At 62.3% G+C, this 21,735-nt stretch carries 22 protein-coding genes and 1 tRNA gene; 13 read left to right on the forward strand and 10 right to left on the reverse strand.

Annotation, left to right across the window (positions count from 1 at the left end; genetic code table 11):
• The first annotated feature begins 246 nt into the window (after positions 1–246).
• On the forward strand, positions 247–555 hold the full coding sequence (locus ABVQ20_RS32850) for a hypothetical protein (protein ID WP_354463913.1): 309 nt from the start codon (positions 247–249) through the stop codon (positions 553–555).
• Between the two features lie 225 nt (positions 556–780).
• Positions 781–1,071, forward strand: a complete 291-nt coding sequence (locus ABVQ20_RS32855) for a hypothetical protein (RefSeq protein WP_354463915.1) — start codon at positions 781–783, stop codon at positions 1,069–1,071.
• A gap of 630 nt (positions 1,072–1,701) precedes the next feature.
• Here ABVQ20_RS32855 and ABVQ20_RS32860 read toward each other — a convergent pair.
• The 4 genes from ABVQ20_RS32860 to ABVQ20_RS32875 form a co-directional block, all read right to left on the reverse strand.
• On the reverse strand, positions 1,702–1,920 hold the full coding sequence (locus ABVQ20_RS32860) for a hypothetical protein (RefSeq protein ID WP_354463917.1): 219 nt from the start codon (positions 1,918–1,920) through the stop codon (positions 1,702–1,704).
• 180 nt (positions 1,921–2,100) lie between these two features.
• Positions 2,101–2,292, reverse strand: coding sequence for a hypothetical protein (locus ABVQ20_RS32865; RefSeq protein ID WP_354463919.1), 192 nt, complete (start codon positions 2,290–2,292; stop codon positions 2,101–2,103).
• Positions 2,293–2,602: 310 nt separating this feature from the next.
• A tRNA-Arg gene (locus tag ABVQ20_RS32870) sits at positions 2,603–2,679 on the reverse strand.
• 178 nt (positions 2,680–2,857) lie between these two features.
• A complete protein-coding gene (locus ABVQ20_RS32875; protein WP_354463921.1) occupies positions 2,858–4,021 on the reverse strand; it encodes a M20 aminoacylase family protein in 1,164 nt (387 codons plus the stop codon).
• A gap of 208 nt (positions 4,022–4,229) precedes the next feature.
• Between ABVQ20_RS32875 and ABVQ20_RS32880 the strand changes: the two genes are divergently transcribed.
• Positions 4,230–5,393 (forward strand): D-alanyl-D-alanine carboxypeptidase family protein, encoded by a 1,164-nt coding sequence (locus ABVQ20_RS32880; protein WP_354463922.1) that lies wholly within the window; start codon positions 4,230–4,232, stop codon positions 5,391–5,393.
• A gap of 19 nt (positions 5,394–5,412) precedes the next feature.
• On the forward strand, positions 5,413–6,510 hold the full coding sequence (locus ABVQ20_RS32885; protein WP_354463924.1) for a CobW family GTP-binding protein: 1,098 nt from the start codon (positions 5,413–5,415) through the stop codon (positions 6,508–6,510).
• 206 nt (positions 6,511–6,716) lie between these two features.
• Here ABVQ20_RS32885 and ABVQ20_RS32890 read toward each other — a convergent pair whose 3' ends face one another.
• The 5 genes from ABVQ20_RS32890 to ABVQ20_RS32910 form a co-directional block, all read right to left on the reverse strand.
• Positions 6,717–6,953: a sulfurtransferase TusA family protein gene (locus ABVQ20_RS32890; protein ID WP_354463925.1), complete on the reverse strand. Its 237-nt coding sequence runs from the start codon at positions 6,951–6,953 to the stop codon at positions 6,717–6,719.
• Between the two features lie 10 nt (positions 6,954–6,963).
• Positions 6,964–8,259: a L,D-transpeptidase family protein gene (locus ABVQ20_RS32895; protein ID WP_354463927.1), complete on the reverse strand. Its 1,296-nt coding sequence runs from the start codon at positions 8,257–8,259 to the stop codon at positions 6,964–6,966.
• Between the two features lie 271 nt (positions 8,260–8,530).
• Complete coding sequence (locus tag ABVQ20_RS32900) at positions 8,531–9,481, reverse strand: acetyl-CoA carboxylase carboxyltransferase subunit alpha (RefSeq protein ID WP_354463929.1); 951 nt, start codon at positions 9,479–9,481, stop codon at positions 8,531–8,533.
• A 99-nt stretch (positions 9,482–9,580) separates the two neighbouring features.
• Complete coding sequence (locus tag ABVQ20_RS32905) at positions 9,581–10,498, reverse strand: site-specific tyrosine recombinase XerD (protein WP_354463930.1); 918 nt, start codon at positions 10,496–10,498, stop codon at positions 9,581–9,583.
• A 23-nt stretch (positions 10,499–10,521) separates the two neighbouring features.
• Entirely contained in the window at positions 10,522–10,674 is a 153-nt protein-coding gene (locus tag ABVQ20_RS32910; protein ID WP_354463932.1) for a histidine kinase, read from the reverse strand.
• Positions 10,675–10,822: 148 nt separating this feature from the next.
• Between ABVQ20_RS32910 and ABVQ20_RS32915 the strand changes: the two genes are divergently transcribed.
• From ABVQ20_RS32915 to ABVQ20_RS32935, 5 genes are all read left to right on the forward strand, one after another.
• The gene (locus ABVQ20_RS32915; protein ID WP_354463934.1) at positions 10,823–11,434 is read left to right on the forward strand and encodes a shikimate kinase; all 612 of its coding nucleotides are present in this window, start codon (positions 10,823–10,825) and stop codon (positions 11,432–11,434) included.
• Positions 11,431–12,591 (forward strand): 3-dehydroquinate synthase, encoded by a 1,161-nt coding sequence (gene aroB, locus ABVQ20_RS32920; RefSeq protein ID WP_354463936.1) that lies wholly within the window; start codon positions 11,431–11,433, stop codon positions 12,589–12,591. Before ABVQ20_RS32915 ends, aroB begins: the two co-directional genes overlap by 4 nt.
• Complete coding sequence (locus ABVQ20_RS32925) at positions 12,588–13,475, forward strand: HlyC/CorC family transporter (protein WP_354463937.1); 888 nt, start codon at positions 12,588–12,590, stop codon at positions 13,473–13,475. Before aroB ends, ABVQ20_RS32925 begins: the two co-directional genes overlap by 4 nt.
• 89 nt (positions 13,476–13,564) lie before the next feature.
• Positions 13,565–14,371, forward strand: coding sequence for an alpha/beta hydrolase (locus ABVQ20_RS32930; RefSeq protein WP_354463939.1), 807 nt, complete (start codon positions 13,565–13,567; stop codon positions 14,369–14,371).
• Positions 14,372–14,537: 166 nt separating this feature from the next.
• Positions 14,538–16,091 (forward strand): acetolactate synthase large subunit, encoded by a 1,554-nt coding sequence (locus tag ABVQ20_RS32935; RefSeq protein ID WP_354463941.1) that lies wholly within the window; start codon positions 14,538–14,540, stop codon positions 16,089–16,091.
• A gap of 31 nt (positions 16,092–16,122) precedes the next feature.
• On the opposite strand, the gene ABVQ20_RS32940 is transcribed toward ABVQ20_RS32935, so the two are convergent.
• Positions 16,123–16,425 carry a BolA family protein gene (locus ABVQ20_RS32940; RefSeq protein ID WP_354463943.1) on the reverse strand — a complete coding sequence of 101 codons (303 nt, stop codon included), beginning with the start codon at positions 16,423–16,425 and terminating at the stop codon, positions 16,123–16,125.
• Between the two features lie 151 nt (positions 16,426–16,576).
• Here ABVQ20_RS32940 and ABVQ20_RS32945 point away from each other — a divergent pair, with 151 nt between their 5' ends.
• From ABVQ20_RS32945 to ABVQ20_RS32960, 4 genes are all read left to right on the forward strand, one after another.
• Entirely contained in the window at positions 16,577–17,206 is a 630-nt protein-coding gene (locus ABVQ20_RS32945) for a J domain-containing protein (RefSeq protein ID WP_354463945.1), read from the forward strand.
• Positions 17,207–17,329: 123 nt separating this feature from the next.
• Positions 17,330–18,316, forward strand: coding sequence for a cobaltochelatase subunit CobS (gene cobS, locus ABVQ20_RS32950; protein WP_354463947.1), 987 nt, complete (start codon positions 17,330–17,332; stop codon positions 18,314–18,316).
• 474 nt (positions 18,317–18,790) lie between these two features.
• Positions 18,791–20,689, forward strand: coding sequence for a cobaltochelatase subunit CobT (gene cobT, locus ABVQ20_RS32955; protein WP_354463949.1), 1,899 nt, complete (start codon positions 18,791–18,793; stop codon positions 20,687–20,689).
• Positions 20,686–21,711, forward strand: coding sequence for an esterase-like activity of phytase family protein (locus ABVQ20_RS32960; RefSeq protein WP_354463951.1), 1,026 nt, complete (start codon positions 20,686–20,688; stop codon positions 21,709–21,711). The genes cobT and ABVQ20_RS32960 overlap by 4 nt, the downstream gene beginning before the upstream one ends.
• The last annotated feature ends 24 nt before the right edge of the window (positions 21,712–21,735 follow it).

The following is a 21,735-nucleotide window of genomic DNA, read 5'->3' on the forward strand; positions in this document are numbered from 1 at the left end:
TTCCTTCCATATCCGGCACTTCGCCATGGTCGCACGATCGATGGCCCTTGAAATGGCCTCCCGGGCCGGATCGGCATGCCGACTCCAAGCTAAGACACCGGCATGTTGTCCGGCAAGCGCCTTGGCTGTTCGGATGGCGCCTTGGAAATCAAGGTACTGATTTTCAACATGGCGCAACATGAGTGCACCAACGATCAGGCGTTAAACTCTTGATTTTGTTGGTAGTTCCCGACAGGAATCGAACCTGTGACCTACAGATTAGGAATTTCACGGCACGAGTTGCGCGACGTTTCCGCCTCTTTCCGTGTGTATCCACAAACCATTGATGTCAATTCCATTTCGTTATGTTCTTTCATCCTGTTTCCTGGGGTTGTCGGTTTTGGTGACGCCCCGGGCGACGACGCAGATCGAAATGGCGTTTCGGTGATCAAGAGCAAACTGACAAAGCGAACCGTCGATGCCGCCGCGCCTCGTGACGCCCGGTATGTGCTGTTTGAGAAAGCCCGACGGTCCAACGGCTGGTCATCTACTGATCGAGGTGACGGAAACACATAGTCGCTCCCATTGCCCTCCACCGCCGCCTTGGCATCATCCAGCAACGCAAGGGCAGCGGTGCTGAGTGGAACCGGTTTCTCAGGCCTCGCCCTCCCCGAATGAACCTGGGGGAGTCAGCCATTTCTTGCAACCATCGGCATTAAGTTGTTTGATGATCGACCGTCTGTGCCGAGATGCCGGACGAACCGATCCCGGTCACAGACAATAACAAGGGAGGACCGTGAGATGCATGCCGTGGTCAGAACGTTTAGTGGTACGGGTGCGAAGGAACTGTTTGACCTGCTCGAAGCCAAAAAGGGAGACGTCGAAGCCGTTTTGCGGAAGGTAAAGGGGTTTACCGGTTATACATTGATCAGAACAGGTAATGGCGGACTTTCCGTGACAGTCTGTAAGGACAAGGCAGGCACCGACGAGAGTGTCGTTGTAGCCCGTGACTGGGTGAAGAAAAATGCGTCAGGGACCGGTGTTGCTCCGCCAACCTTGGCCGAGGGTTCGGTCATCTTGCATCTGAAGTGATGGCTATACGGGCGAAGCAATCTTCCTAGCCCCACGGCTCTGCGGACATTGAACCCTCAGCAGGTCCTGCTTGCCGGCGTCAGGCAATGAAATGACGCTGCGCGTCGAGGATCCTGGCGATCACTGAAAATGCGTCGGGTCCGCTGTCGACGGCTCCAAAAGCGCAAACGTTGCGCAGGCTGGGCACTTCCGGGAGACAGCGGACTCAAACTAGGGCCGAGAGGGTGCAAGGCCCTTTATGATCCCTATGCGGGGATCATTGCGATAACGCCGGGCGGGTACAAACGTTCCGCCGGCTGAAAAAGATATATCCGGCCGCTTGCGCCCAGATGGCGCTTCCAAGCGAGCCTTGGAATTAGCGTCGCTATCTGGCTTCTGCTCGACCTGGGTGGCTCGTGAAGGGCTTTAACGTGCGGGCGTCCCGAGGATCTTAAGTGCTTCCTCTCTAGTGATGCCGCATTTGCGAGCAAAGTAGTCCGCCTCAATCGCCCTTTCCAGGTCCGAACCGATGGCGGAGCTTCACTAGGTCGAGCGCCTGGTTATGGTTGCACGGCCCATGGTGGCAGTGCGCCATCACGGTCATCTTTGCGTCTATCAGCGATTGGAATGTCCAGCCTCTGTCATCAAGCGCTAGCGGTTGTCCATCAGGACGGCCAGATGCCTGGTACCGGCGCTTTCCACAATCAGTTCCTCAAGCCGCGTGTCGCCGACGCGCGACGGTGTGACGCGACGTCTGACTACACGAAACGCTTCAGAAATCGAAACTGCTGTGGTTTTCGCGTGATCATCCAAGTAACGGCCGACTTCAATCACGGCATCTGCATCGACGTTGGACGGCAATTCTCGCATGGCACCCTCCTGCGGCATCCGAACCTTGCTACTCAGAAGTATCGCGCTGAATGGCCAAAGTGTCGATGGTGATCAGAGCCTCACCAGCGCGCGTTCCCGCTGGCCGTTCTCCTACAGCGCCGAAGCGCCTAGCGCGTCCTGACGCGTCCCTATGGCTTGCTGCTGCTGGCCTGATGCGGCCTAGATGGTAGTGAAACGTTCCAGCCCAAGCCGAATCCGCTGGCCCTCGGCGTAGGCGCGCGCATAGCTCTCGATGCCGAATGGCTGGACAACGGGTTCGCCGTTGCCCTCGCAGATAAAGACGAACCACTCGCCCATGGCGTCGACGACCTCTACGGATTGGATGGATTGAGGCGGTTGCTGATCGTACATCGCTTTCGACCTCCCGGGGCGAAAGCATCTGTGGTCTCTTTCTGCCGCCGACGCCCTTGCCAGTTGTCAGCGATGCGGGGACGGTACGCTCGTATGGCCAGGGCGGTCCAATCACGAAGAAAGACCAGCAAAAGGCGCGCTACGCCCAACACGCTGCTCGCGCTCTGGCGCAAGACCGAGGCGAGACCTCCAGCGCATGAAGGCCAAGGCCAGACGCGTCTAATTCAAGGTTTGCGTTGCCTGGTGATGACGGAAAGCGGCACGAAACGGCCGATCTATCGGAAAATGAATTATAAAACAGCGGGTTACGTGGTGATCCCGACAGGAATCGAACCTGTGACCTACAGATTAGGAATCTGCCGCTCTATCCTACTGAGCTACGGGACCACGCGGCCCGACACATAGCCGCTTCGGACCGTTTCGCCAAGAGGCAGGCCGAACGCAATAGGCCCTTTGTTTCGCGGGGATTAACGTCCGATGCCTCGGCCCGGGTGCCATGGCGGGCCGAATACGGTCATATCCGGGGAGGTTTGCGCCGGCCGCTATCGTTGACCGGCGCTGCCTGTCACGCGGCGAGCGCGGTCTCCGCCAGTTTCACCCAGTAGCTCATGCCGTGTGGGATGATCTCGTCGTTGAAATCATAGGCCGGGTTGTGAAGGCCCGCCGTATCGCCATTGCCGATGAATATGAAGGCGCCGGGGCGGGCTTCCAGCATGTAGGAGAAATCCTCTCCGCCCATCACTGGCTGGATGGCGCGGTGGACATGATTGTCGCCGGCGACCACCGCGGCGACGTCGCCAGCAAAGACCGTCTCGTCCGCGTGATTGAAGGTGACAGGGTAGTTCGACTGGAAGTCGACGTCGATCTTGGCGCCGAACGCAGTGCTCAAGCCGGCGCAGATGGCGCGGATGCGCTCTTCCGCCTTCTTGGCGATTTCCTTCTTCAGGGTTCGCACGGTGCCGGCAATCTCGGCCGATTCGGGAATGATGTTGTAGGCGTCGCCGGCATGGAATTTCGTCACCGAGACCACCACGGCCTCGACAGGGTCGGTGCTGCGCGAGGCGATGGTCTGCAGCGCGCCGACAAGCTGGCTGGTGATGACGATCGGGTCGATCGTGCCGTGCGGCATCGCGGCATGGCCGCCCCTGCCTTTGACGGTGATGGTGAATTCGGCGGTTGCCGCCATGATCGGACCCGGACGGATGGCGAACTGCCCGACCGCCAGGCCCGGCATATTGTGCATGCCGAACACCTTGCCGATGTCGAAACGCTCCATCATGCCGTCCTTGACCATTTCATTGCCGCCGCCGCCGCCCTCTTCCGCCGGCTGGAAGATCACCGCGACCGAGCCGGCGAAGTTGCGCGTCTCGGCGAGATATTTCGCTGCCCCCAGCAACATTGCGGTATGGCCGTCATGGCCGCATGCATGCATCTTTCCAGGAATGGTCGAGGCATAGGATTTTCCGGTGATCTCGTTGAGCGGCAGCGCGTCCATATCGGCGCGCAGGCCAATGGTCGCACCCTTGCCCCGGCGGCCGTGGATGATGCCGACGACGCCGGTCTTGCCAAGTCCGGTCACCACGTCGTCGCAGCCGAATTCCTTCAGCTTCTCGGTGACGAAGGCCGCGGTCTTGAAGACATCGAAGTTCAATTCAGGCGTCTGGTGGATATGGCGGCGCCAGCCGGCGACTTCGTCCTGCATTTCGGCGGCGCGGTTCAGGATTGGCATGATTCAATCTCACTGTTCGAGCAGGCGGTTTCCGCTTGCCACTTTGTAATCGTGATCGTCAGGCGCTTTGCCATGTTGGCGTCACATAGGATAAATAGCACCGCAACAACGGATCCGGAGAGGGTCGGATCCACTATGCTGGCCATCCGGTAACGAAATCTTACGGAGCCAGGGGCGACTACGGCAAGAGGCGATTTCGGATTTCACCATGTGGCACAGGCATTTCCTGAAACTATTGTTTGCTGGCGCGGTCGCGCTGCCGGCACTGATCGGGTCGGCGCAGGCCAATCCAGTGATCCTGTTCGACTTGAACAGTGGCAAGATCATCCAGCACCAGGATGCCTTCGAGCGCTGGTATCCAGCGTCGCTGAGCAAGCTGATGACGGCCTATGTGACGTTTCGTGCCATCGCCGCCGGCGAGGTCCAGCTTGATTCGCCGATCAAGGTGACAAAGCACTCCGCCGGCGAACCGCCGAGCAAGATGGGGTTCAAGCCGGGCTCGGTCATGCGGCTCGACAACGCGCTGAAGATGATGCTGGTCAAATCGGCCAACGACATCGCCATGGCAGTGGGTGAGAATGTCGGCGGCTCGCAGTCGGCCTTCGCCGATCGCATGAACGTCGAGGCGCAGCGGCTCGGCATGACAGGTACGCATTTCGTCAACCCGAACGGGCTGTTTTCGCCGGAACAGTATACGACGGCGCGCGATCTCGCTGTGCTGGTGATCGCACTGCGCCGCGACTTCCCGCAATATGCGCCGTGGTTCTCGATCGAGGGTCTCGCCGTCGGCAAGAAGGCCATCTCGAACTACAATCTGCTGATCGGCCGCTATCCGGGAGCCGATGGCATGAAGACCGGCTTCGTCTGCCCTTCGGGTTTCAACATGATCGGGTCGGCGACACGCAACGGCCGCACGCTGGTTGCCGTGGTGCTCGGCGAAAAATCCGCCGTCAGCCGCGCGGAGGCCGCCGCCAAACTGCTCGACGAGGGTTTTGCAACGCCAACCGCCGGCTCGACCACCGTCGCCACGCTGGCGTCCTATGGCGATACGCTCGCGGTCAACGACATGCAGGACGAGATCTGCAAGAAGAAGGCCGCCGAGGAGCAGTCGGAAGCCCCGCCGCCGGTCGCCAAGAAGGATGCGCCGAAGTCGCTCTATCAGCAAAAACTCGACCATGTGCCGACGCTGGTCGCCGTCGGTCTCGGCGGCGCAACCGGCCCGGCGCCGAAGGCGCTGCTTGCTCAGTCCAGCCAGGAATATGCCGATGTGCCGCTTCCGAGCTGGCGGCCAGACAGGCCGGCACCGGCCGGTGCCGATCCGATCGTGTCGGGCGCCGTTGCGGTGCAGGGCGACCAGCCGGCCAAGAATTGAAACGGCCCGATAGATGCCGATGAACAATGGCTTTCCTATCCCCGTCTCGGTGCTGACCGGCTTTCTCGGCGCCGGCAAGACGACACTGCTCAACCGCCTGCTCAAGGACCCGGCGCTGGCCGACACGGCAGTCATCATCAACGAGTTCGGCGAGGTGGCCATCGACCATCTGCTGGTCGAGCAGGCCTCCGACGGCATCATCCAGCTGTCGGACGGCTGTCTCTGCTGCACGGTGCGCGGCGAACTGGTCGACACGCTGGCCGATCTCGTCGATCGGCTGCAGACCGGCCGCATCGCCCGTCTCGCCCGCGTCGTCGTCGAGACCACGGGTCTCGCCGATCCGGCGCCGGTGCTGCAGTCAATCATGGCGCATCCGGCACTTGTCCAGGCTTTCCGGCTCGACGGCGTCATCACGCTGGTCGACGCCGTCAACGGCAATGCGACCCTCGACGCCCATGTCGAGGCGGTCAAGCAGGTGGCCGTTGCCGACCGCATCGTGATGACCAAGGCCGATCTGGCGGATGATCCCGGCGACATCGAGGCCTTGCGGGTCAGGCTGCGGCAGCTCAATCCGGGCGCCGAGGTGCTCGATGCCGGCGATAGAAAAACGGGCGTGGCGGCGCTGTTCGATTGCGGCCTCTACAATCCGGCGACCAAATCCGCCGACGTGCGGCGCTGGCTGGGCGAGGAAGCCCATCACGATCACGGGCATGATCATGCCCATGACCATGGGCATCACCATCATCACGATACCCGGGTGCGGTCCTATTCGCTGGTTCATGACGGACCAGTGCCATTTTCGGCCATCGAGATGTTCCTCGACCTGTTGCGCTCCGCGCATGGCGAGCGCCTGCTGCGCATGAAGGGCGTCATCGAATTGCGGGAAGACCCGATGCGGCCGCTGGTGATCCATGGCGTGCAGAAGATCCTGCATCCGCCGGTACAACTGGCGTCCTGGCCGGATGGCCAGCGCGGTACGCGACTGGTGCTGATCACGCTCGACATGCCGGAAGACTATGTGCGCCGGCTGTTTGCCGCCTTCGCCAACCGGCCGTCGATCGATACGCCCGACCGCGCGGCGCTGGAAAGCAATCCGCTGGCGATTGCCGGGCGGTAGGGCTTTCGATCTCGAAATGCCGCACTGCCCCTCATCCGCCTGCCGGCACCTTCTCCCCGTATAGTGACGGGGAGAAGGGAGCTGTCGCGCCCTCAGCGCCTTTTTTGTAACGCTGGAGATTGGCGAAATCAGGAGTGAAGGCGTCCTTCTCCCCGTCACTATACGGGGAGAAGTGCCCGGCAGGGCGATGAGGGGCAGCGCCGAGTTCAGACGGTCTCGCCGCGCTCGACCAGAAAACGGTGTCCCCCGGAAACGGCTGATGTTTCGACCAGATGATGGCCGCTGTCGGCACAGAACGCGGGAATATCGATAACCGCGAGCGGATCGGTGGTTTCGAGCCACACCCGGGTGCCCGGACGCATCCCGGCCAGCCGCTTCTTTGCCTTGAGCACGGGCAAGGGGCAGTTCAGCCCCTTGAGGTCGTATATGCCATCCGCGGCCAACGCGATAACCTCAGCCGCCGAACATGCCGAGCAGCTTGTTCTTCAGCTTTGTCACTCGGCTCTCATCGGCGCTCGCTGACTGTGCTTCGGCCACAGGTGCTTCGGAGGGAGCGGCGATGGTGGCGGTGGCGACAGGTGCCTCCTTGGCGGCCTTGGCCGCTTCCTTTTCAGCAAGGGCCTGCGCCTTGGCGGCTTCCTTCGCGGCCTTGGCTGCCTCTATGGCGGCAAGCCTCTGTTCCTCGGCCTTCTGCTTGGCCGCCTTTTCCGCGTCAAGGGCGGCCATCTTGCGGCCGGCGGGCGAATCGATGCGGCCCATGCGCGCCGTCTCGGTCACCGAGCCGTCGGAATTGAGCGACGGCGGATCGATCGGCACGCGCTCGCCACGGGCACGCTTCTTCGTCCAGTCGGATACGATGCTGGCTTCCTTGATGCCGGCAATTGTCGGCTTGGGCGGTGGTACGCTTGCCTTGAGCGCACTGTTGAACGCCGCGTCATAGGTGCTCTGATAGGTGTTGAAGGCGCTCTTCAGCGAATCAGGCTGCGTGGTCGCCGGGCATGCACCGGTCGGGTTGAAGGTCTGGCCGTCGGCGGCAACCTGGTTGAAGACGTATTTCTTCTCGCAGACGTCGACCTTCGGCGGCACCTTGGTGACCTCGAAATTGTCGTAGCCGACCTTCAGCATCTTCCAGAATTCGTAATTCGGGTCGTTGCGATAGCGCGCCATGTTGGCGGCGGTCATGCGGAACGGAAACGCCTGGACCTGGAACTCGGTTTGGCCGCCCTGGAAAGCGTCGCGGCCGAAAGCGTAGATCTGCTCGATCTGCGCGTCGGTCATCGAATAGCAGCCCGATGACGAGCAGGCGCCGTGCACCATCAGGTTCTGGCCCGTGCGGCCGTTGGCACGATCATAGTCGTTGGGAAAGCCTATGTTGAACGACAAATGGTAGTTCGAACGCGGATTCATCTGCGACGGGCGGACCGTGTAGAAGCCCTCGGGCGCCTGGCGGTCGCCCTCGGTGTATTTCGGTCCGAGCTTGCCCGACCATTTGCAGATGTCATAGCTGGCCACCATGTCGTAGCGGCCGTTGGTCTTGGCTTTCCAGATCTCCAGCTTACCCTCTTCCTTGAAGATGCGCGCCATCACAGAAGAGGTGCGGACCATGCCCTTGGCCTTCATGTCGGCCAGGATCTTGTCCGGCAGCGGCTTGTTGGCCTCTGGCGCGAAATTCTTCATCGAGGAGTCGTTGCAGCCGGCGACGCCAAGCGCGGCGATCAGGATTCCGGTGCGGGCAAGCTTGGCAAGCATGGGTATCGCTATCGTCTCTTGTCTGGCGCCACGGCTTCTGCAAACCAGGCTGCTTCATTGAACATTAACGACCTTAAGCTCGTTAACCTTGAAAATTCCTTACCGCAAGCGCCAGCGTGTCCCCTAACGGCAATCTCATTGAGCTGAAGGCGGCGGCATTTTTGTGGCGAAATTGGTGCGCGATGCCACATTGCAATCGGCAGGCCGCGATGCGACCGGGCGTGCGCGTCACATTGTCGTATGGATAAGGTTCGAGCTTCGGGGGCGCAGCCTACAGGCTGCGGCCCATCGCCAGGTATTTCTCGCGGCGTTGCTCGCGGAAATCCGTGTTGGCGCCGGAAAATTCCTTCATCGTCTTGGCGATGAGGTCGCCGGTGGCGGCAATCACCGTGTCGGCGCCCCGATGGGCGCCGCCGAGCGGCTCGGGGATGATGGCGTCGATGACTTTCAGTTCAAGGAGATCCTGCGCGGTGATCTTCATGTTGGTCGCCGCGTCCTTCGACCTGGTCGTGTCGCGCCACAGGATCGAAGCCGCACCCTCGGGCGAGATCACCGAATAGATGGCGTGTTCAAGCATGTAGACGCGGTTGGCGGTGGCGATCGCGATGGCGCCGCCCGAGCCACCTTCGCCGATGACCACCGAGATCGACGGTACTTTCAGGCCGAGACAGGTCGAGGTTGAACGAGCGATAGCTTCCGCCTGACCGCGCTCTTCCGCGTTGACACCGGGATAGGCGCCCGCCGTGTCGACCAACGTCAGCAACGGGATATTGAAGCGGTCGGCCAGCTTCATCAGCCGCACCGCCTTACGGTAACCCTCCGGGCGCACCGATCCGAAATTGTGCTTCAGGCGGCTGGCCGTGTCGGAGCCCTTCTCCTGCCCGATGATCGCCACCGGCTCGCCGCGGAAACGCGCGAAACCGCCGACGATCGCCTGATCCTCGCCGAAATTGCGATCGCCGGCCAGCGGCGTGAAATCGGTGAACAGTCCCTTGATGTAGTCGACGCAGTGCGGCCTGTCGGGATGGCGCGCCACCTGCACCTTCTGCCATGGCGTCAGCGCCTTGTAGGCATCGCGCAGCGCATCGCGCGAACGCTTCTCTAGGCGGCTGATCTCGTCGCCGACATCGACGGCCTCGCCGTTCTCGGCAAGCTTCTTCAGCTCGAGGATCTTGCCCTCAAGGTCCTGAACCGGTTTTTCGAAATCGAGGTAATTGTACATTCTTGAGCGGACCGATACGCCGGAAGTCTATGGATTGTAGGAACCTGGAATTGGCGGTTCCGAGCGGTGGAACGTCGCCCTCACATAGCGATATGAGGTCTAGTCGGCAAGCGGATGATGATCGTTGACCAGCCGCACCAGCCGTTCCTCCAGCACATGGGTGTAAATCTGGGTGGTTGAAATGTCGGCGTGGCCAAGCAATTGCTGCACGGCGCGCAGGTCGGCGCCGTTCTGCAGGAGGTGGCTGGCAAAGGCATGGCGCAGCACGTGCGGCGATATCCTGGCGGCCGCGATACCGGCCCTGGCCGCCAGCCCCTTCAGATCGCGGGCAAAAACCTGGCGGGAGAGAAAGCCGCTGTCGGACGCGGCCGGAAACAGGAACGGGCTGTTGGCGAAGGCCGGCACCGTCGCCCGGGCGGTGAGCCATGCCCGCATCGCGACGCGCGCCTTGACCGAGAGCGGCACCATGCGCTCCTTGTCGCCCTTGCCGCGCACCATGAAGAAGCGGTCGTCGCGCTGCGCCACCGTCACCGGCAGGCCGACAAGTTCGGAAACGCGCAGACCCGTGGCATAGAGCACTTCGACCAGCGCGTGCAGGCGCAAGGCCGCGAGGCTGTCGCTGTTGCTCAATGAGGCGTCGCCGGCTTCGGCCGCGGCACGGTCGATGAGCCTGCCGGTATCAGCCTCGCTCATCGTCTTTGGCAGCGGCCGGCCCTTCTTCGGACTGTCCAGCGTGCCGGTCGGATCGTCGCCGCGCAGGCCCTCGGCATAGAGGAACTTGAAGAATTGCCGGATGGCCGACAGTTTGCGCGCCTGCGAGGTGGCAGCGAAGCCGCGCGCGGCGATCTCATCGAGATAGGCGCGGATATCGTCGGAGGCGGCGCCTGCAAGTCCGCCCTTGATCTCCTGCGAAGCGTCTTCGAGGTCGCGACGATAGGAAGACAGCGTGTTTTCGGCAGCGCCCCGCTCGGCGCTCATCATTTCCAGGAAGGCTTCGATGCGGGCGGCGCTGTTCATTCTTCGGGATCAGCTTTTCTTTGTCAGCTTTTCTTGGGATTGAGCTTTTCCGGCGGGATGCGCACGCTCATCTCCGCCTTTTTCGGCTCGACGAACATGGCCAGCGCGAACATCGTGCCATAGGCAATGCCGGCCAGAATCGCTGTTGTCACGACAAAGCGGAACAGTGTCGGCATCAATCTTCGCCCGTCTTCTTGTTCTGTGTTTCCAAACCCTGTGCCCTTATGGGACGCCATTCCGGCCAATTCAAGGACGAAGCGTGGCCAGCACGACGCTTGACGCAAACAGGCTTTTGATGTCGATACGCCGGCAAAGAGGGCCCGTATGAACGCGCTACCAGCAAATCCTCCTGGCGAGAGCCATGCCGCGCTGCTCGGTCGGCTGGGCAACCGTTCCATCGTCTTTGTCGGCTTGATGGGCGCGGGCAAGACCGCGATCGGCCGCAAGGTGGCGACGATGCTGTCGCTGCCCTTTCTCGACAGTGATCATGAGATCGAAAGCGTCTCGCGCATGACCGTTCCGGAACTGTTCGAGCGCTATGGCGAAACCGAGTTCCGGGCGCTTGAACAACGGGTCATCCTGCGCGTGCTGGAGAATGGCCCGCAGGTGCTGTCGACCGGCGGCGGCGCCTTCATGAACCCGCAGACGCGCGAGGCCATTGCCGCTCACGGCATCTCGGTGTGGCTGAAGGCGGAGCTCGACCTGTTGATGGAACGGGTGTCCAAGAAGCAGAACCGGCCGCTTTTGAAAAGCGCCGATCCTCGTGCAGTGCTGGAACGGCTGATGGCCGAGCGCTATCCGGTCTATGCGACAGCCGATCTCACCGTGCCGACCCGCGACGACCGCAAGGAGGTCATCGCGGCCGAGGTGGTGAACGCGCTTTGCAGCCATCTCGGCGTTGCCGAAACCGCCACGACTGGTGAGGTGGAGTCATGAGCGAGGTTACACCCGTCACCGTGAAAGTCGGGCTTGGCGACCGGACCTACGACATTTTGATCGGCCCCGGCCTGTTGTCGCGCGCCGGCAGCGAGATCTCACTGCGCCTGCCGGGCACGCGCGCCGCTGTCGTCACCGACGACAATGTCGCGGCCGCGCATCTCGAGACATTGAAGGCCGGGCTTGCGAAGGGCGGCATCAAGCCCGCCGTTATCACTATGCCGCCGGGCGAAAAGACCAAGAGCTTTGCGCATCTCGAAGAGGTCGTTGACGGCGTGCTGGCGGCCAGACTGGAGCGCGGCGATGTCGTCATCGCGCTCGGCGGCGGCGTCATCGGCGACCTCACCGGCTTTGCCGCCGGTATCGTGCGTCGTGGCATGAATTTCGTGCAGATACCAACCTCGCTGCTGGCGCAGGTCGATTCCTCGGTCGGCGGCAAGACCGGCATCAACAGCCCGCGCGGCAAGAATCTCGTCGGCGTCTTCCTTCAGCCCAAGCTGGTGCTTGCCGATACCGAAGTGCTCGACACGTTGCCGATCCGCGAATTCCGCGCCGGTTATGCCGAGCTCGCCAAATACGGGCTCATCGACCGTCCTGATTTCTTCGCCTGGCTGGAGCAGAACTGGTCAAAAGTCTTCGCCGGCGGGCCGGAGCGGGTCGAGGCCATCGCCGAGGCCTGCCGCGCCAAGGCCGATGTCGTCGCCCGCGACGAGTTCGAGACCGGCGACCGGGCGCTGCTCAATCTTGGCCATACCTTTGGCCATGCGCTTGAGGCCGCCACGCAGTATGACGGCGCCCGCCTCGTCCATGGCGAGGGCGTCGCCATCGGCATGGCGCTGGCACATCGCTTTTCGTCACGGCTCAACCTGGCCAGTCCCGATGACGCGGCGCGGGTCGAGGCGCATCTGCGCACCGTCGGGCTGCCCTGGCGCATGGCCGATATTCCCGGCGAGTTGCCGGACGCCGAGATGCTGCTGTCCTTCATCACCCAGGACAAGAAGGTGTCGCGCGGCGCGCTGACTTTCATCCTGACGCGTGGCATCGGCCAGTCCTTCATCGCCAAGGACGTGCCGGCGTCCGAAGTGCTGTCCTTCCTGAAAGAGAACCATCCGGGCCAGCAGGGCCGTAGGGGCCAGCAAGGAAGCTGTCCGGGATGAACGAGACCGGCTGGATCGTCGTCGCTGTCCTTGCCGGCCTCATCCTTTTGGCCTGCATCTTTCGCACGCGTCTGCTTGCCATCTTCGGATATGAATTGCTGCGCATCGAGCCACATCGCTCGAGCGAGGCCGAATTGCGCGGCGCGGTCGACGATTTCCGGCGTGACGGCCAGGTGGTCCGGGAAGACCGCGACCGTGTCGGCGGCCTGTTCGACCTCGCCGAGCTCGAAGTGTCGGATATCATGGTCCATCGCACCAATATGCGTTCGGTCAATGCCGACAATCCGCCGGAAGCGGTGGTGCGCGAGATCCTGCAGAGCCCGCACACCCGCATGCCCTTGTGGAAGGGGTCGCTCGACAACATCGTGGGCGTGCTGCACGCCAAGGACCTGCTGCGGGCACTGAACGATGTCGGCAACGATTTCTCGCGGATCGACGTGATGAAGATCGCCTCGAAACCCTGGTTCGTGCCGGACACCACGACCTTGCAGGAACAGCTCAACGCCTTCCTGCGCCGCAAGGCGCATTTCGCTGTCGTCGTTGACGAATATGGCGAGGTCGAAGGGCTGGTGACGCTGGAGGACATCATCGAGGAGATCGTCGGCGAGATCGCTGACGAGCACGATGTCGATATCCAGGGCGTCAAGCAGGAGGCCGATGGCTCGGTGGTCGTCGACGGCACCGTGCCGATCCGCGATCTCAACCGGGCGCTCGACTGGAACCTGCCGGACGAGGAAGCCACGACCATCGCCGGCCTTGTGATCCATGAGACGCAGTCGATCCCGGACGAGAAGCAGGCTTTTACGTTCCACGGCAAGCGCTTCATCGTCATGAAGCGCGACAAGAACCGTATCGCCAGGCTGAGGATCAGGCCGGTCGCATAAGGGACGACAGCCAGTACGTTACAAATCATTCATTGGAACTTCGCGGCGCCAAGGTGCATTTTCACCGAGGGCATAGCCGGGAGATGACGATGATCGACAGGCGAACGCTGCTTTTGGCTTCGATGACGACGCTGCTGCCGGTTAGAGCGTTCGCTGCCCTGGGCAAACCGTCTCCAACCCCACAGACCTTCGACTATGGGCCGGCAAAGCTCGACATCTATGCACCCGATGGCGCGCGCGGCCTGCCTGTGGTGTTTTTCGTCCATGGCGGCACCTGGGAATTCGGCAAGCGCTCACAAGTTCATGACAAGCCCGCCTTCCTGCTCGCCAACGGCTTTTGCTTCGTGTCGATCGACTACCGCATGCTGCCGGACGCCGACGTGGCCACCCAGGCTGGCGATGTCGAGAAGGCCTATGCCTATGTGCGGGCCAACATCGCCGAGCATGGCGGCGATCCGAACCGCATCGTGGCGATGGGCCATTCGGCCGGGTGCCATCTCATTGCCTTGACCGGCATGCGCGGCGGCCTGCTTGGCGTCGCGGCGCTGCTTCTCGATGATACAAGGGCCTATGACCTCGCGGCACTTTCCAAGAATGGCGGCATGGTGCGGGCCTATGCCCGTGTCTTTTCCGATCCGGCGCAATGGGTAGCACTGTCGCCGGCCACCTATGTCGACGGTCGCAAGCATCCGCCGACATTCATAGCCTATTCGGGGGCGTCGGGGCGCGGCGAGGACTCCAGGGCCTTCGCGGATCGGCTGCGGGCCACGGGCACCAAGGTCACGCTGTTCGATGGCAGCGCCTATACGCACATGTCGATCAACAGCGATTTCGGCAAGGACGGCGACGCGCTGACGGCCGCCGCGCTGGCGTTCCTGAAATCGACGGTGGGGTGATCCGCGCCTCGGAGCTGGATCAGACCAAAAGTGCCGGCGGGATATTGCTGCTGGGGCATGTGCGGGTGCAATTGCTCCGTCTGTTTGTTTTGACGCAATTCCGGACGGAAAGCCGCTTCAGACTTTTCCTGGAATTGTTCCTGATCGTCGACGGGAGAGAATTCTCATGAATGGTGCCGATGTCCTGTGTGACGTGCTGCTGGCGAACGATGTGAATGTCTGCTTCGCCAACCCCGGCACTTCGGAAATGCATTTTGTCGCGGCGCTCGACCGCAAGCCGGAGATGCGCTGCGTGCTTGGCCTGTTCGAGGGCGTGGTGACAGGTGCCGCCGACGGCTATGCGCGCATGACCGACCGTCCCGCCGCGACACTGCTGCATACCGGTCCGGGCTTGGCCAATGGTCTCGCCAACATGCACAACGCCCGGCGCGCAAAGACGCCGATGATCAACATTGTCGGCGACCATGCGTCCTATCATCTGCCGCTCGATGCCCCGCTCACCAGCGATATAGAGGGTCTTGCGGCGCCGATGTCCAAATGGGTTCGCCGCATCGAGGGGCCAGCCGATGTCCAGCCGGCGACGGAGGCGGCTTTTCGCGCCTCGCTCACGCCGCCGGGCGTCACGACGCTGATCCTGCCCGCGGACGCAGCCTGGGGCGGCGCCAGCCCGGCTTCGCCGGGCCGTGTCGTCCTGCCGCCGCCGCCAGTTGCAGACTTGGACGTGGTGCGAAAGGTTGCCGATGCTATCCGTGCCGCTCCGGGCCGTGTCGGCATGATCGTTAGCGGGCGCGCGGCGCGGGCCGATGCGCTTGAAATCGCCGGCCAGATATCGGCAGCCGGTGACGTCCGTCTGTTCAGCGAGGTTCTGATCGCGCGGATGCAACGTGGCCGCGGGCGTGCGGCGCCGACACGCATCCCTTATCCGGTCGATGCCGCGATCGCGGTGCTCAAGGATATCGACGTGCTGGTGCTGGTCGGGGCAAGAGAGCCGGTCGCTTTCTTCGCCTATCCGGGAAAGCCGGGCCGGCTCGTGCGTGAAGGCTGCCAGGTGCTGACGCTGGCCGCCCATGGCGAAGACCTGCATGCGGCGCTGGAAGCGCTTCGCGACGAGCTTGGCGTGAAACCGTCGCAGCAGACGGTGTTCGCAACCGCCTTTCCTGACGAATCAACGCCGAGCGGCAAGCTGACGGACGATGCCATCGCGTTGTCGGTGGCGCGAAAGCTTCCCGCGGATGCGATCGTCTGCGACGAAGCGGTCACCTCGGCACGGCGCTTCTTCGCCCTGTCCGCCTTTGCCGCGCCGCATGACTACATGATGGGCACCGGCGGATCGATCGGCGGCGGGATTCCGATGGCGACCGGAGCGGCGGTCGCCTGTCCCCATCGCAAGGTGATCAATCTCGAAGCCGATGGCAGCGGCATGTACACGGTGCAGGGATTGTGGACGCAGGCACGGGAAAATCTCGACGTGGTGACGATCGTGTTCTCCAACCGGACCTACGCGATCCTGCATGGCGAGATGCGCAATGTCGGCGTGAATGCGATCGGCGAGAATGCCAGGCGCATGCTCGACCTCGACCATCCCGCGCTGGACTGGGTTTGCCTGGCCAAAGGCATGGGCGTGGAAGCGGCACGAGCCGATACCTGCGAGCGGTTCGACGCGCTGCTGGACAGCGCTCTGTCCAGGCGTGGGCCGTTTCTCATCGAAGCGGTGATCTGACCGGCTTCGGCAGCCGGCAGTCGGCTTGAATCTACCAGCGCGTCGCTTCACCGGGCGCCGCCGGCTCGATTGCCAGCGCATGCACGCCGGCTTTCAGCTCGTCGGCCAACAATTCGTTGACGGAACGGTGGCGGTCGATGCGGCTCATGCCGGTAAAACTTGGCGAGACGATGCGGACGCGGAAATGTGTCTCGCCGGTGCCGTCATAGGTGCCGTGGTGGTCGGAGTCCTGGTGATGGTGGCCGGCATGGAGGTGGCTTTCGTTGATGATGACCAGCCGTTCCGGCGAAAACGCCTTCTTCAGCTTGTCTTCCATCGTTGCCTGTATGGACATCGCCAACTCCCTTCACCACATATGCGCGATCAAAATGCCGCGCGTCCCGCGACAAAATCTGTCAATCGCCTGCATTAAGCCGCGATTCAGCGGTTAGGGCGATCAGCGCGAAAATGTCAATTCTTGTTTCGCATCCGCGAACGCCCCATAAATGGGTGAGATGAAGCCGTACCCCAAATATTTCGAAAAGATTCGCGTCCGCCCCGACAAGGATGCGGAGGTGAAATCGCATTCGCCGATCTGCCAGTGGGATGGCTGCAAGGAGGCGGGCACGCATCGCGCGCCCGTCGGGCGCATGAAGGAGGGCGAGTATTTCCGCTTCTGCATCGATCATGTGCGCGAGTACAACAAGGGGTTCAACTATTTCTCCGGCGTGCCGGACACCGAGGTCGCGCGCTTCCAGAAGGAAGCGATGACCGGCCATCGCCCGACCTGGAAGATGGGGGCAAACGGCGCCTCGACGCGTTCGTCGCCCGATATGGCCCAGTTGCGTTCCGGCCGCGCCGGCTACTACAACCGCATGCGCGACCCGTTCGACCTGTTCAAGGGCCCGAAGGATCCACGCGAGGCGCGCGAGCGCAAGGCCAAGCCGCTTGAGGCCAAGGCGCTGGAAACGCTTGGCCTTGATACAAAGGCGACTGGCAAGGATATCAAGGCGCGCTATAAGGAACTGGTGAAACTCCACCATCCGGATGCGAATGGTGGCGACAGAGGTTCGGAAGACCGGTTCCGCGATGTGCTTCAGGCCTATCGCGTGCTCAAGCAGGCGGGCCTGTGCTGAGCGAACTTAGGGTTTGGGCTGTTTTCCAACTTTCATAAGGTTGGAAAAGGCTTTAAGACCGCCCCCGAACAAAATCGATTGCCGGCGAAACTCGGCGTTTCGCCCGTGGAGACGTTGATAGAGATGAACAAGGTCGATCGCGACATCGCCAACCTGCCCGATACCACCGTGTCGGTGAAGGAAAAATTCGGTTTCGAGTCCAAGATGGTGGTGCCGGCCTATTCGGTGACATCAGAACATGTGCCCGACATCGATCCGGACTATCTATTCGACAAGGCGACGACGATGGCGATCCTCGCCGGCTTCGCCTACAACCGCCGCGTCATGGTGTCGGGCTATCACGGCACCGGCAAGTCGACCCATATCGAGCAGGTCGCCGCCCGCCTCAACTGGCCCTGCGTGCGCGTCAATCTCGACAGCCATGTCAGCCGTATCGATCTCGTCGGCAAGGACGCGATCGTCGTCAAGGACGGCTTGCAGATCACCGAATTCCGCGATGGCATCCTGCCCTGGGCCTACCAGCACAATGTCGCGCTCTGCTTCGACGAGTATGACGCCGGCCGTCCGGACGTGATGTTCGTCATCCAGCGCGTGCTGGAATCGTCGGGCCGGCTGACGCTGCTCGACCAGAGCCGTGTCATTCGTCCGCATCCAGCCTTCCGCCTGTTCTCGACCGCCAACACGGTTGGGCTCGGCGATACCACTGGCCTCTATCACGGCACGCAACAGATCAACCAGGCGCAGATGGACCGCTGGTCGATCGTCACCACGCTGAACTACCTGCCGCACGACAATGAAGTGAACATCGTGCTGGCCAAGGCCAAGCACTATCGCGACGGCAAGGGCAAGGACATCGTAAACAAGATGGTGCGCGTCGCGGACATGACGCGTTCGGCCTTCATCAATGGCGATCTGTCGACCGTGATGAGCCCGCGTACGGTGATCACCTGGGCCGAGAATGCCGAGATCTTCGGCGATATCGGCATGGCGTTCCGGCTCACCTTCCTCAACAAATGCGACGAGCTCGAGCGCTCGGTGGTTGCCGAGTTCTACCAGCGCGCCTTCGGCCAGGATCTGCCGGAAAGCGCTGCCAACGTCGTGCTGGGGTGACACCACTCCATGGGAACGACGCGTTGGACGTTCCTATGGAGTTTTTCGATCTTCTGCTTCGGTATCTGTCAGGCGGCTATGGCCCAGAACGAACCATTCAAACCTGGGCAGATTTGGACCTATAACGGAGCGATACCACTTTCATCGCGGGTGATCATAGGCGCGGTTGATAGCTTGGAGGGCGAAAGCCACCCAATCGTTTCGATTTCAGTCACCGATGCGCCGATACCTGATGATGGAAAGCAGTTACGAACGGTTCCGCACCTCCCTGTAGCCGCTGACGTACTGAGAGAAAGTGTGGTTGGGCTTGAGGGAGTTGGCCCAATTCCTGATGGATTTGACCACGGATATAGTCTGTGGAGACAGGCATATGACAGTGGCAAGGGCGGTTACTTTACAATCTCGGTGGAAGAGATTGTCGGCCTCCTACGCACTCAGCTTAGCCAACAGCCAGTGACGAAATAGAGATAGATAATGGCGGGTCCGGGCGACAATACGCGCAACAAGTCGAAGACGGGTTCTGAAGCCGACAGCTTCAAGCGCGCCGTAACCGTGTGCATGCGCGCCATTGCCGGCGACAAGGAACTTGAGGTTGGGTTCGCCAAGGACAGGCCGGCGCTCGCCGGCAGCCGCGCGCGCTTGCCTGAACTGCCGAAGAAGGCATCGAAGACCGACATCGCCATCACCCGTGGCCTTGGCGATTCCATGGCGCTGAAACGCGCCTGCCATGACGCGCGCATCCACACCAAGCTGGCGCCGGAAGGTAAGGCGGCCCGCGCCATCTATGACGCCGTCGAGCAGGCCCGCGTCGAGGCAATCGGCAGCCGCGCCATGCAGGGCGTCGCCGATAATATCGGCTCGATGCTCGAGGACAAATACACCAAGGCAAACCTCACCGACGTCCGCGACAAGGCCGACGCACCGATCGAGGAAGCGTTGGCGCTGATGGTGCGCGAGAAGCTGACTGGCCGTCCGATCCCGAAGAGCGGCGAGCGGCTGGTCGAGCTGTGGCGCCCCTGGGTCGAGGAAAAGGCGAGCGCCGATCTCGACGGACTTTCGGCAAAGCTCGATGACCAGCAGGCTTTCGCCCGGGTCGTTCGCGAGATGCTGGCCTCCATGGAAATGGCCGAGGAACTCGGCGACGACCAGGAGACGGAAGACTCCGAGGACAATGACGACAACCAGCCGCAAGGTGAGGAGCAGAGCGAGGAGGGCGGCGAGGACGATTCCGGCTCCGAGCAGTCGCAGTCCGAGGATGCCGAGTCTTCGGCCGACGATGAGCAGTCGTCCGAAACGGAGGCGTCCGACGCCACCGCCGACGATCTGTCGGACGATGACGACGCCGATGCCGAGACGCCCGGCGAGGCGCGCCGCAACGACAATCCCTTCGCCAATCTGCCGAAGGACATCGACTACAAGGTCTTCACCACCGCCTTCGACGAGACGGTTGGCGCCGAGGAGCTTTGCGAAGAGGAAGAGCTCGACCGCCTGCGTGCCTTCCTCGACAAGCAGCTGGCCAACCTGTCCGGCGTCGTCGGCCGGCTGGCCAACCGGCTGCAGCGCCGCCTGATGGCGCAGCAGAATCGCTCCTGGGATTTCGATCTCGAAGAGGGCTATCTCGACCCGGCGCGGCTGGTGCGCGTCGTCATCGATCCGATGCAGCCGCTGTCCTTCAAGCAGGAGCGCGACACGAAATTCCGCGACACGGTGGTGACGCTGGTGCTCGACAATTCGGGCTCGATGCGCGGCCGGCCGATCACGGTCGCCGCCACCTGCGCCGACATTCTGGCGCGTACGCTGGAACGCTGCGGCGTTTCGGTCGAGATTCTCGGCTTCACCACGCGGGCCTGGAAGGGCGGGCAGGCGCGTGAGAAGTGGCTGAAGGACGGCAAGCCGCCGAACCCCGGCCGGCTGAACGATTTGCGCCATATCATCTACAAATCCGCTGATCATCCGTGGCGGCGGGCGCGGCGGAATCTCGGCCTGATGATGCGCGAAGGCCTGCTCAAGGAAAACATCGACGGCGAGGCGCTGCTGTGGGCGCATAACCGCCTGATCGCGCGGCCCGAGCAGCGCAAGATCCTGATGATGATTTCGGACGGCGCGCCGGTTGATGATTCGACGCTGTCGGTGAACCCCGGCAATTATCTCGAACGGCATCTGCGCGCGGTGATCGAACTGATCGAGACGCGCTCGCCGGTCGAATTGCTGGCCATCGGCATCGGCCACGACGTCACCCGCTATTATCGCCGTGCCGTCACCATCGTCGACGCCGAGGAACTCGCCGGCGCGATGACTGAGCAGCTGGCCTCGCTGTTCGGTGAGGAAAGCGCGCGGGAAACGCGGCGCGGCGGCATCCGACGCGCCGGATGATTTTTTCGCGCGGCGGTGTTCGGCTAGCTTTCTGCGCCGCCAATCTGTTGTTCGGCATTGCCTTGGCGCCGGCGCTTGCCGCCGACACAGCGGCCGTCCAGCCGGTCGAAATCTCGGCCCGCCCGATCACCGAGTTCCATATCGGCCGTCCGGAAACCAGATTTGGTCCGCTCGAATTCGTCGGCGGGCTGGAGATGACCTCGCGCTCGCGCGATTTCGGCGCACTGTCGGCTTTTCGGTTCCTGAAGCCGGGCAGCGATTTCATCGGCGTCGCCGACACCGGCTTCTGGTTCTTCGGCACGGTGGCCCGCAATGCCGACGGCCGCCCGTCGGGCATCCAGAATTTCCGCATGCAGCAGATGGTCGACGAGACCGGCAAGCCGTTCGCGCAGAAATGGGAGGTCGACGCCGAAAGCCTCGCGGTCAAGGACGGCATCGCCACTGTCGGCTTCGAGCGCAACCATCGCGTCGCCCAATACACGATCGATCCAGCCGATATGAGGGCATCGTTCAAGCAACTGGACTTCCTGATACCGGCCCGGGAGCTTCGGCAGAATCGCGGCTTCGAAACCATTGCCCATGCAAATCCGGACGGACGGCTGGAGGGCGCGCTGGTTGTCGTCTCCGAGAGAAGCCTCGACAGTGCCGGCAACGTCTACGCGGCCATCCTTGAAGGGCCGAAGAAGGGCGTCTTCACTGTCAAGCGCGACGGCGGTTTCGACATCACGGATGGCGCCTTCCTGCCCGATGGCGACCTGCTGTTGCTCGAGCGCAGCTTTTCCATGGCCAGCGGGGTCAAGATGCGGCTGCGGCGCATTCACGGCGAGGGCATCGAGAAGGGCGCGGTGGCCGATGGGCCGGTGCTGGTGGAAGCCGACATGGGCTACCAGATCGACAATATGGAAGGTCTCGACATCTGGACGCGCGAGGATGGCGCGCTGATGGTGTCGCTGATCTCCGACGACAACCACTCGATCCTGCAGCGCAATCTCTATCTGGAATTCATCCTGCATCAGGATTGATCAACGCTCCAACTGCGAACCTGA

Source organism: Mesorhizobium shangrilense, assembly GCF_040537815.1.
GTDB classification, from domain to species: domain Bacteria; phylum Pseudomonadota; class Alphaproteobacteria; order Rhizobiales; family Rhizobiaceae; genus Mesorhizobium; species Mesorhizobium shangrilense.

Bases quoted from the DNA above. Each gene is read 5' to 3' on its own strand.
- ABVQ20_RS32855 (WP_354463915.1), top strand. From the start codon at position 781: ATGCATGCCGTGGTCAGAACGTTTAGTGGTACGGGTGCGAAGGAACTG.
- ABVQ20_RS32860 (WP_354463917.1), bottom strand. From the start codon at position 1,920: ATGCGAGAATTGCCGTCCAACGTCGATGCAGATGCCGTGATTGAAGTC.
- ABVQ20_RS32865 (WP_354463919.1), bottom strand. From the start codon at position 2,292: ATGTACGATCAGCAACCGCCTCAATCCATCCAATCCGTAGAGGTCGTC.
- ABVQ20_RS32875 (WP_354463921.1), bottom strand. From the start codon at position 4,021: ATGCCAATCCTGAACCGCGCCGCCGAAATGCAGGACGAAGTCGCCGGC.
- ABVQ20_RS32880 (WP_354463922.1), top strand. From the start codon at position 4,230: ATGTGGCACAGGCATTTCCTGAAACTATTGTTTGCTGGCGCGGTCGCG.
- ABVQ20_RS32885 (WP_354463924.1), top strand. From the start codon at position 5,413: ATGAACAATGGCTTTCCTATCCCCGTCTCGGTGCTGACCGGCTTTCTC.
- ABVQ20_RS32895 (WP_354463927.1), bottom strand. From the start codon at position 8,259: ATGCTTGCCAAGCTTGCCCGCACCGGAATCCTGATCGCCGCGCTTGGC.
- ABVQ20_RS32900 (WP_354463929.1), bottom strand. From the start codon at position 9,481: ATGTACAATTACCTCGATTTCGAAAAACCGGTTCAGGACCTTGAGGGC.
- ABVQ20_RS32905 (WP_354463930.1), bottom strand. From the start codon at position 10,498: ATGAACAGCGCCGCCCGCATCGAAGCCTTCCTGGAAATGATGAGCGCC.
- ABVQ20_RS32910 (WP_354463932.1), bottom strand. From the start codon at position 10,674: ATGCCGACACTGTTCCGCTTTGTCGTGACAACAGCGATTCTGGCCGGC.
- ABVQ20_RS32915 (WP_354463934.1), top strand. From the start codon at position 10,823: ATGAACGCGCTACCAGCAAATCCTCCTGGCGAGAGCCATGCCGCGCTG.
- aroB (WP_354463936.1), top strand. From the start codon at position 11,431: ATGAGCGAGGTTACACCCGTCACCGTGAAAGTCGGGCTTGGCGACCGG.
- ABVQ20_RS32925 (WP_354463937.1), top strand. From the start codon at position 12,588: ATGAACGAGACCGGCTGGATCGTCGTCGCTGTCCTTGCCGGCCTCATC.
- ABVQ20_RS32930 (WP_354463939.1), top strand. From the start codon at position 13,565: ATGATCGACAGGCGAACGCTGCTTTTGGCTTCGATGACGACGCTGCTG.
- ABVQ20_RS32935 (WP_354463941.1), top strand. From the start codon at position 14,538: ATGAATGGTGCCGATGTCCTGTGTGACGTGCTGCTGGCGAACGATGTG.
- ABVQ20_RS32940 (WP_354463943.1), bottom strand. From the start codon at position 16,425: ATGTCCATACAGGCAACGATGGAAGACAAGCTGAAGAAGGCGTTTTCG.
- ABVQ20_RS32945 (WP_354463945.1), top strand. From the start codon at position 16,577: ATGGGTGAGATGAAGCCGTACCCCAAATATTTCGAAAAGATTCGCGTC.
- cobS (WP_354463947.1), top strand. From the start codon at position 17,330: ATGAACAAGGTCGATCGCGACATCGCCAACCTGCCCGATACCACCGTG.
- cobT (WP_354463949.1), top strand. From the start codon at position 18,791: ATGGCGGGTCCGGGCGACAATACGCGCAACAAGTCGAAGACGGGTTCT.
- ABVQ20_RS32960 (WP_354463951.1), top strand. From the start codon at position 20,686: ATGATTTTTTCGCGCGGCGGTGTTCGGCTAGCTTTCTGCGCCGCCAAT.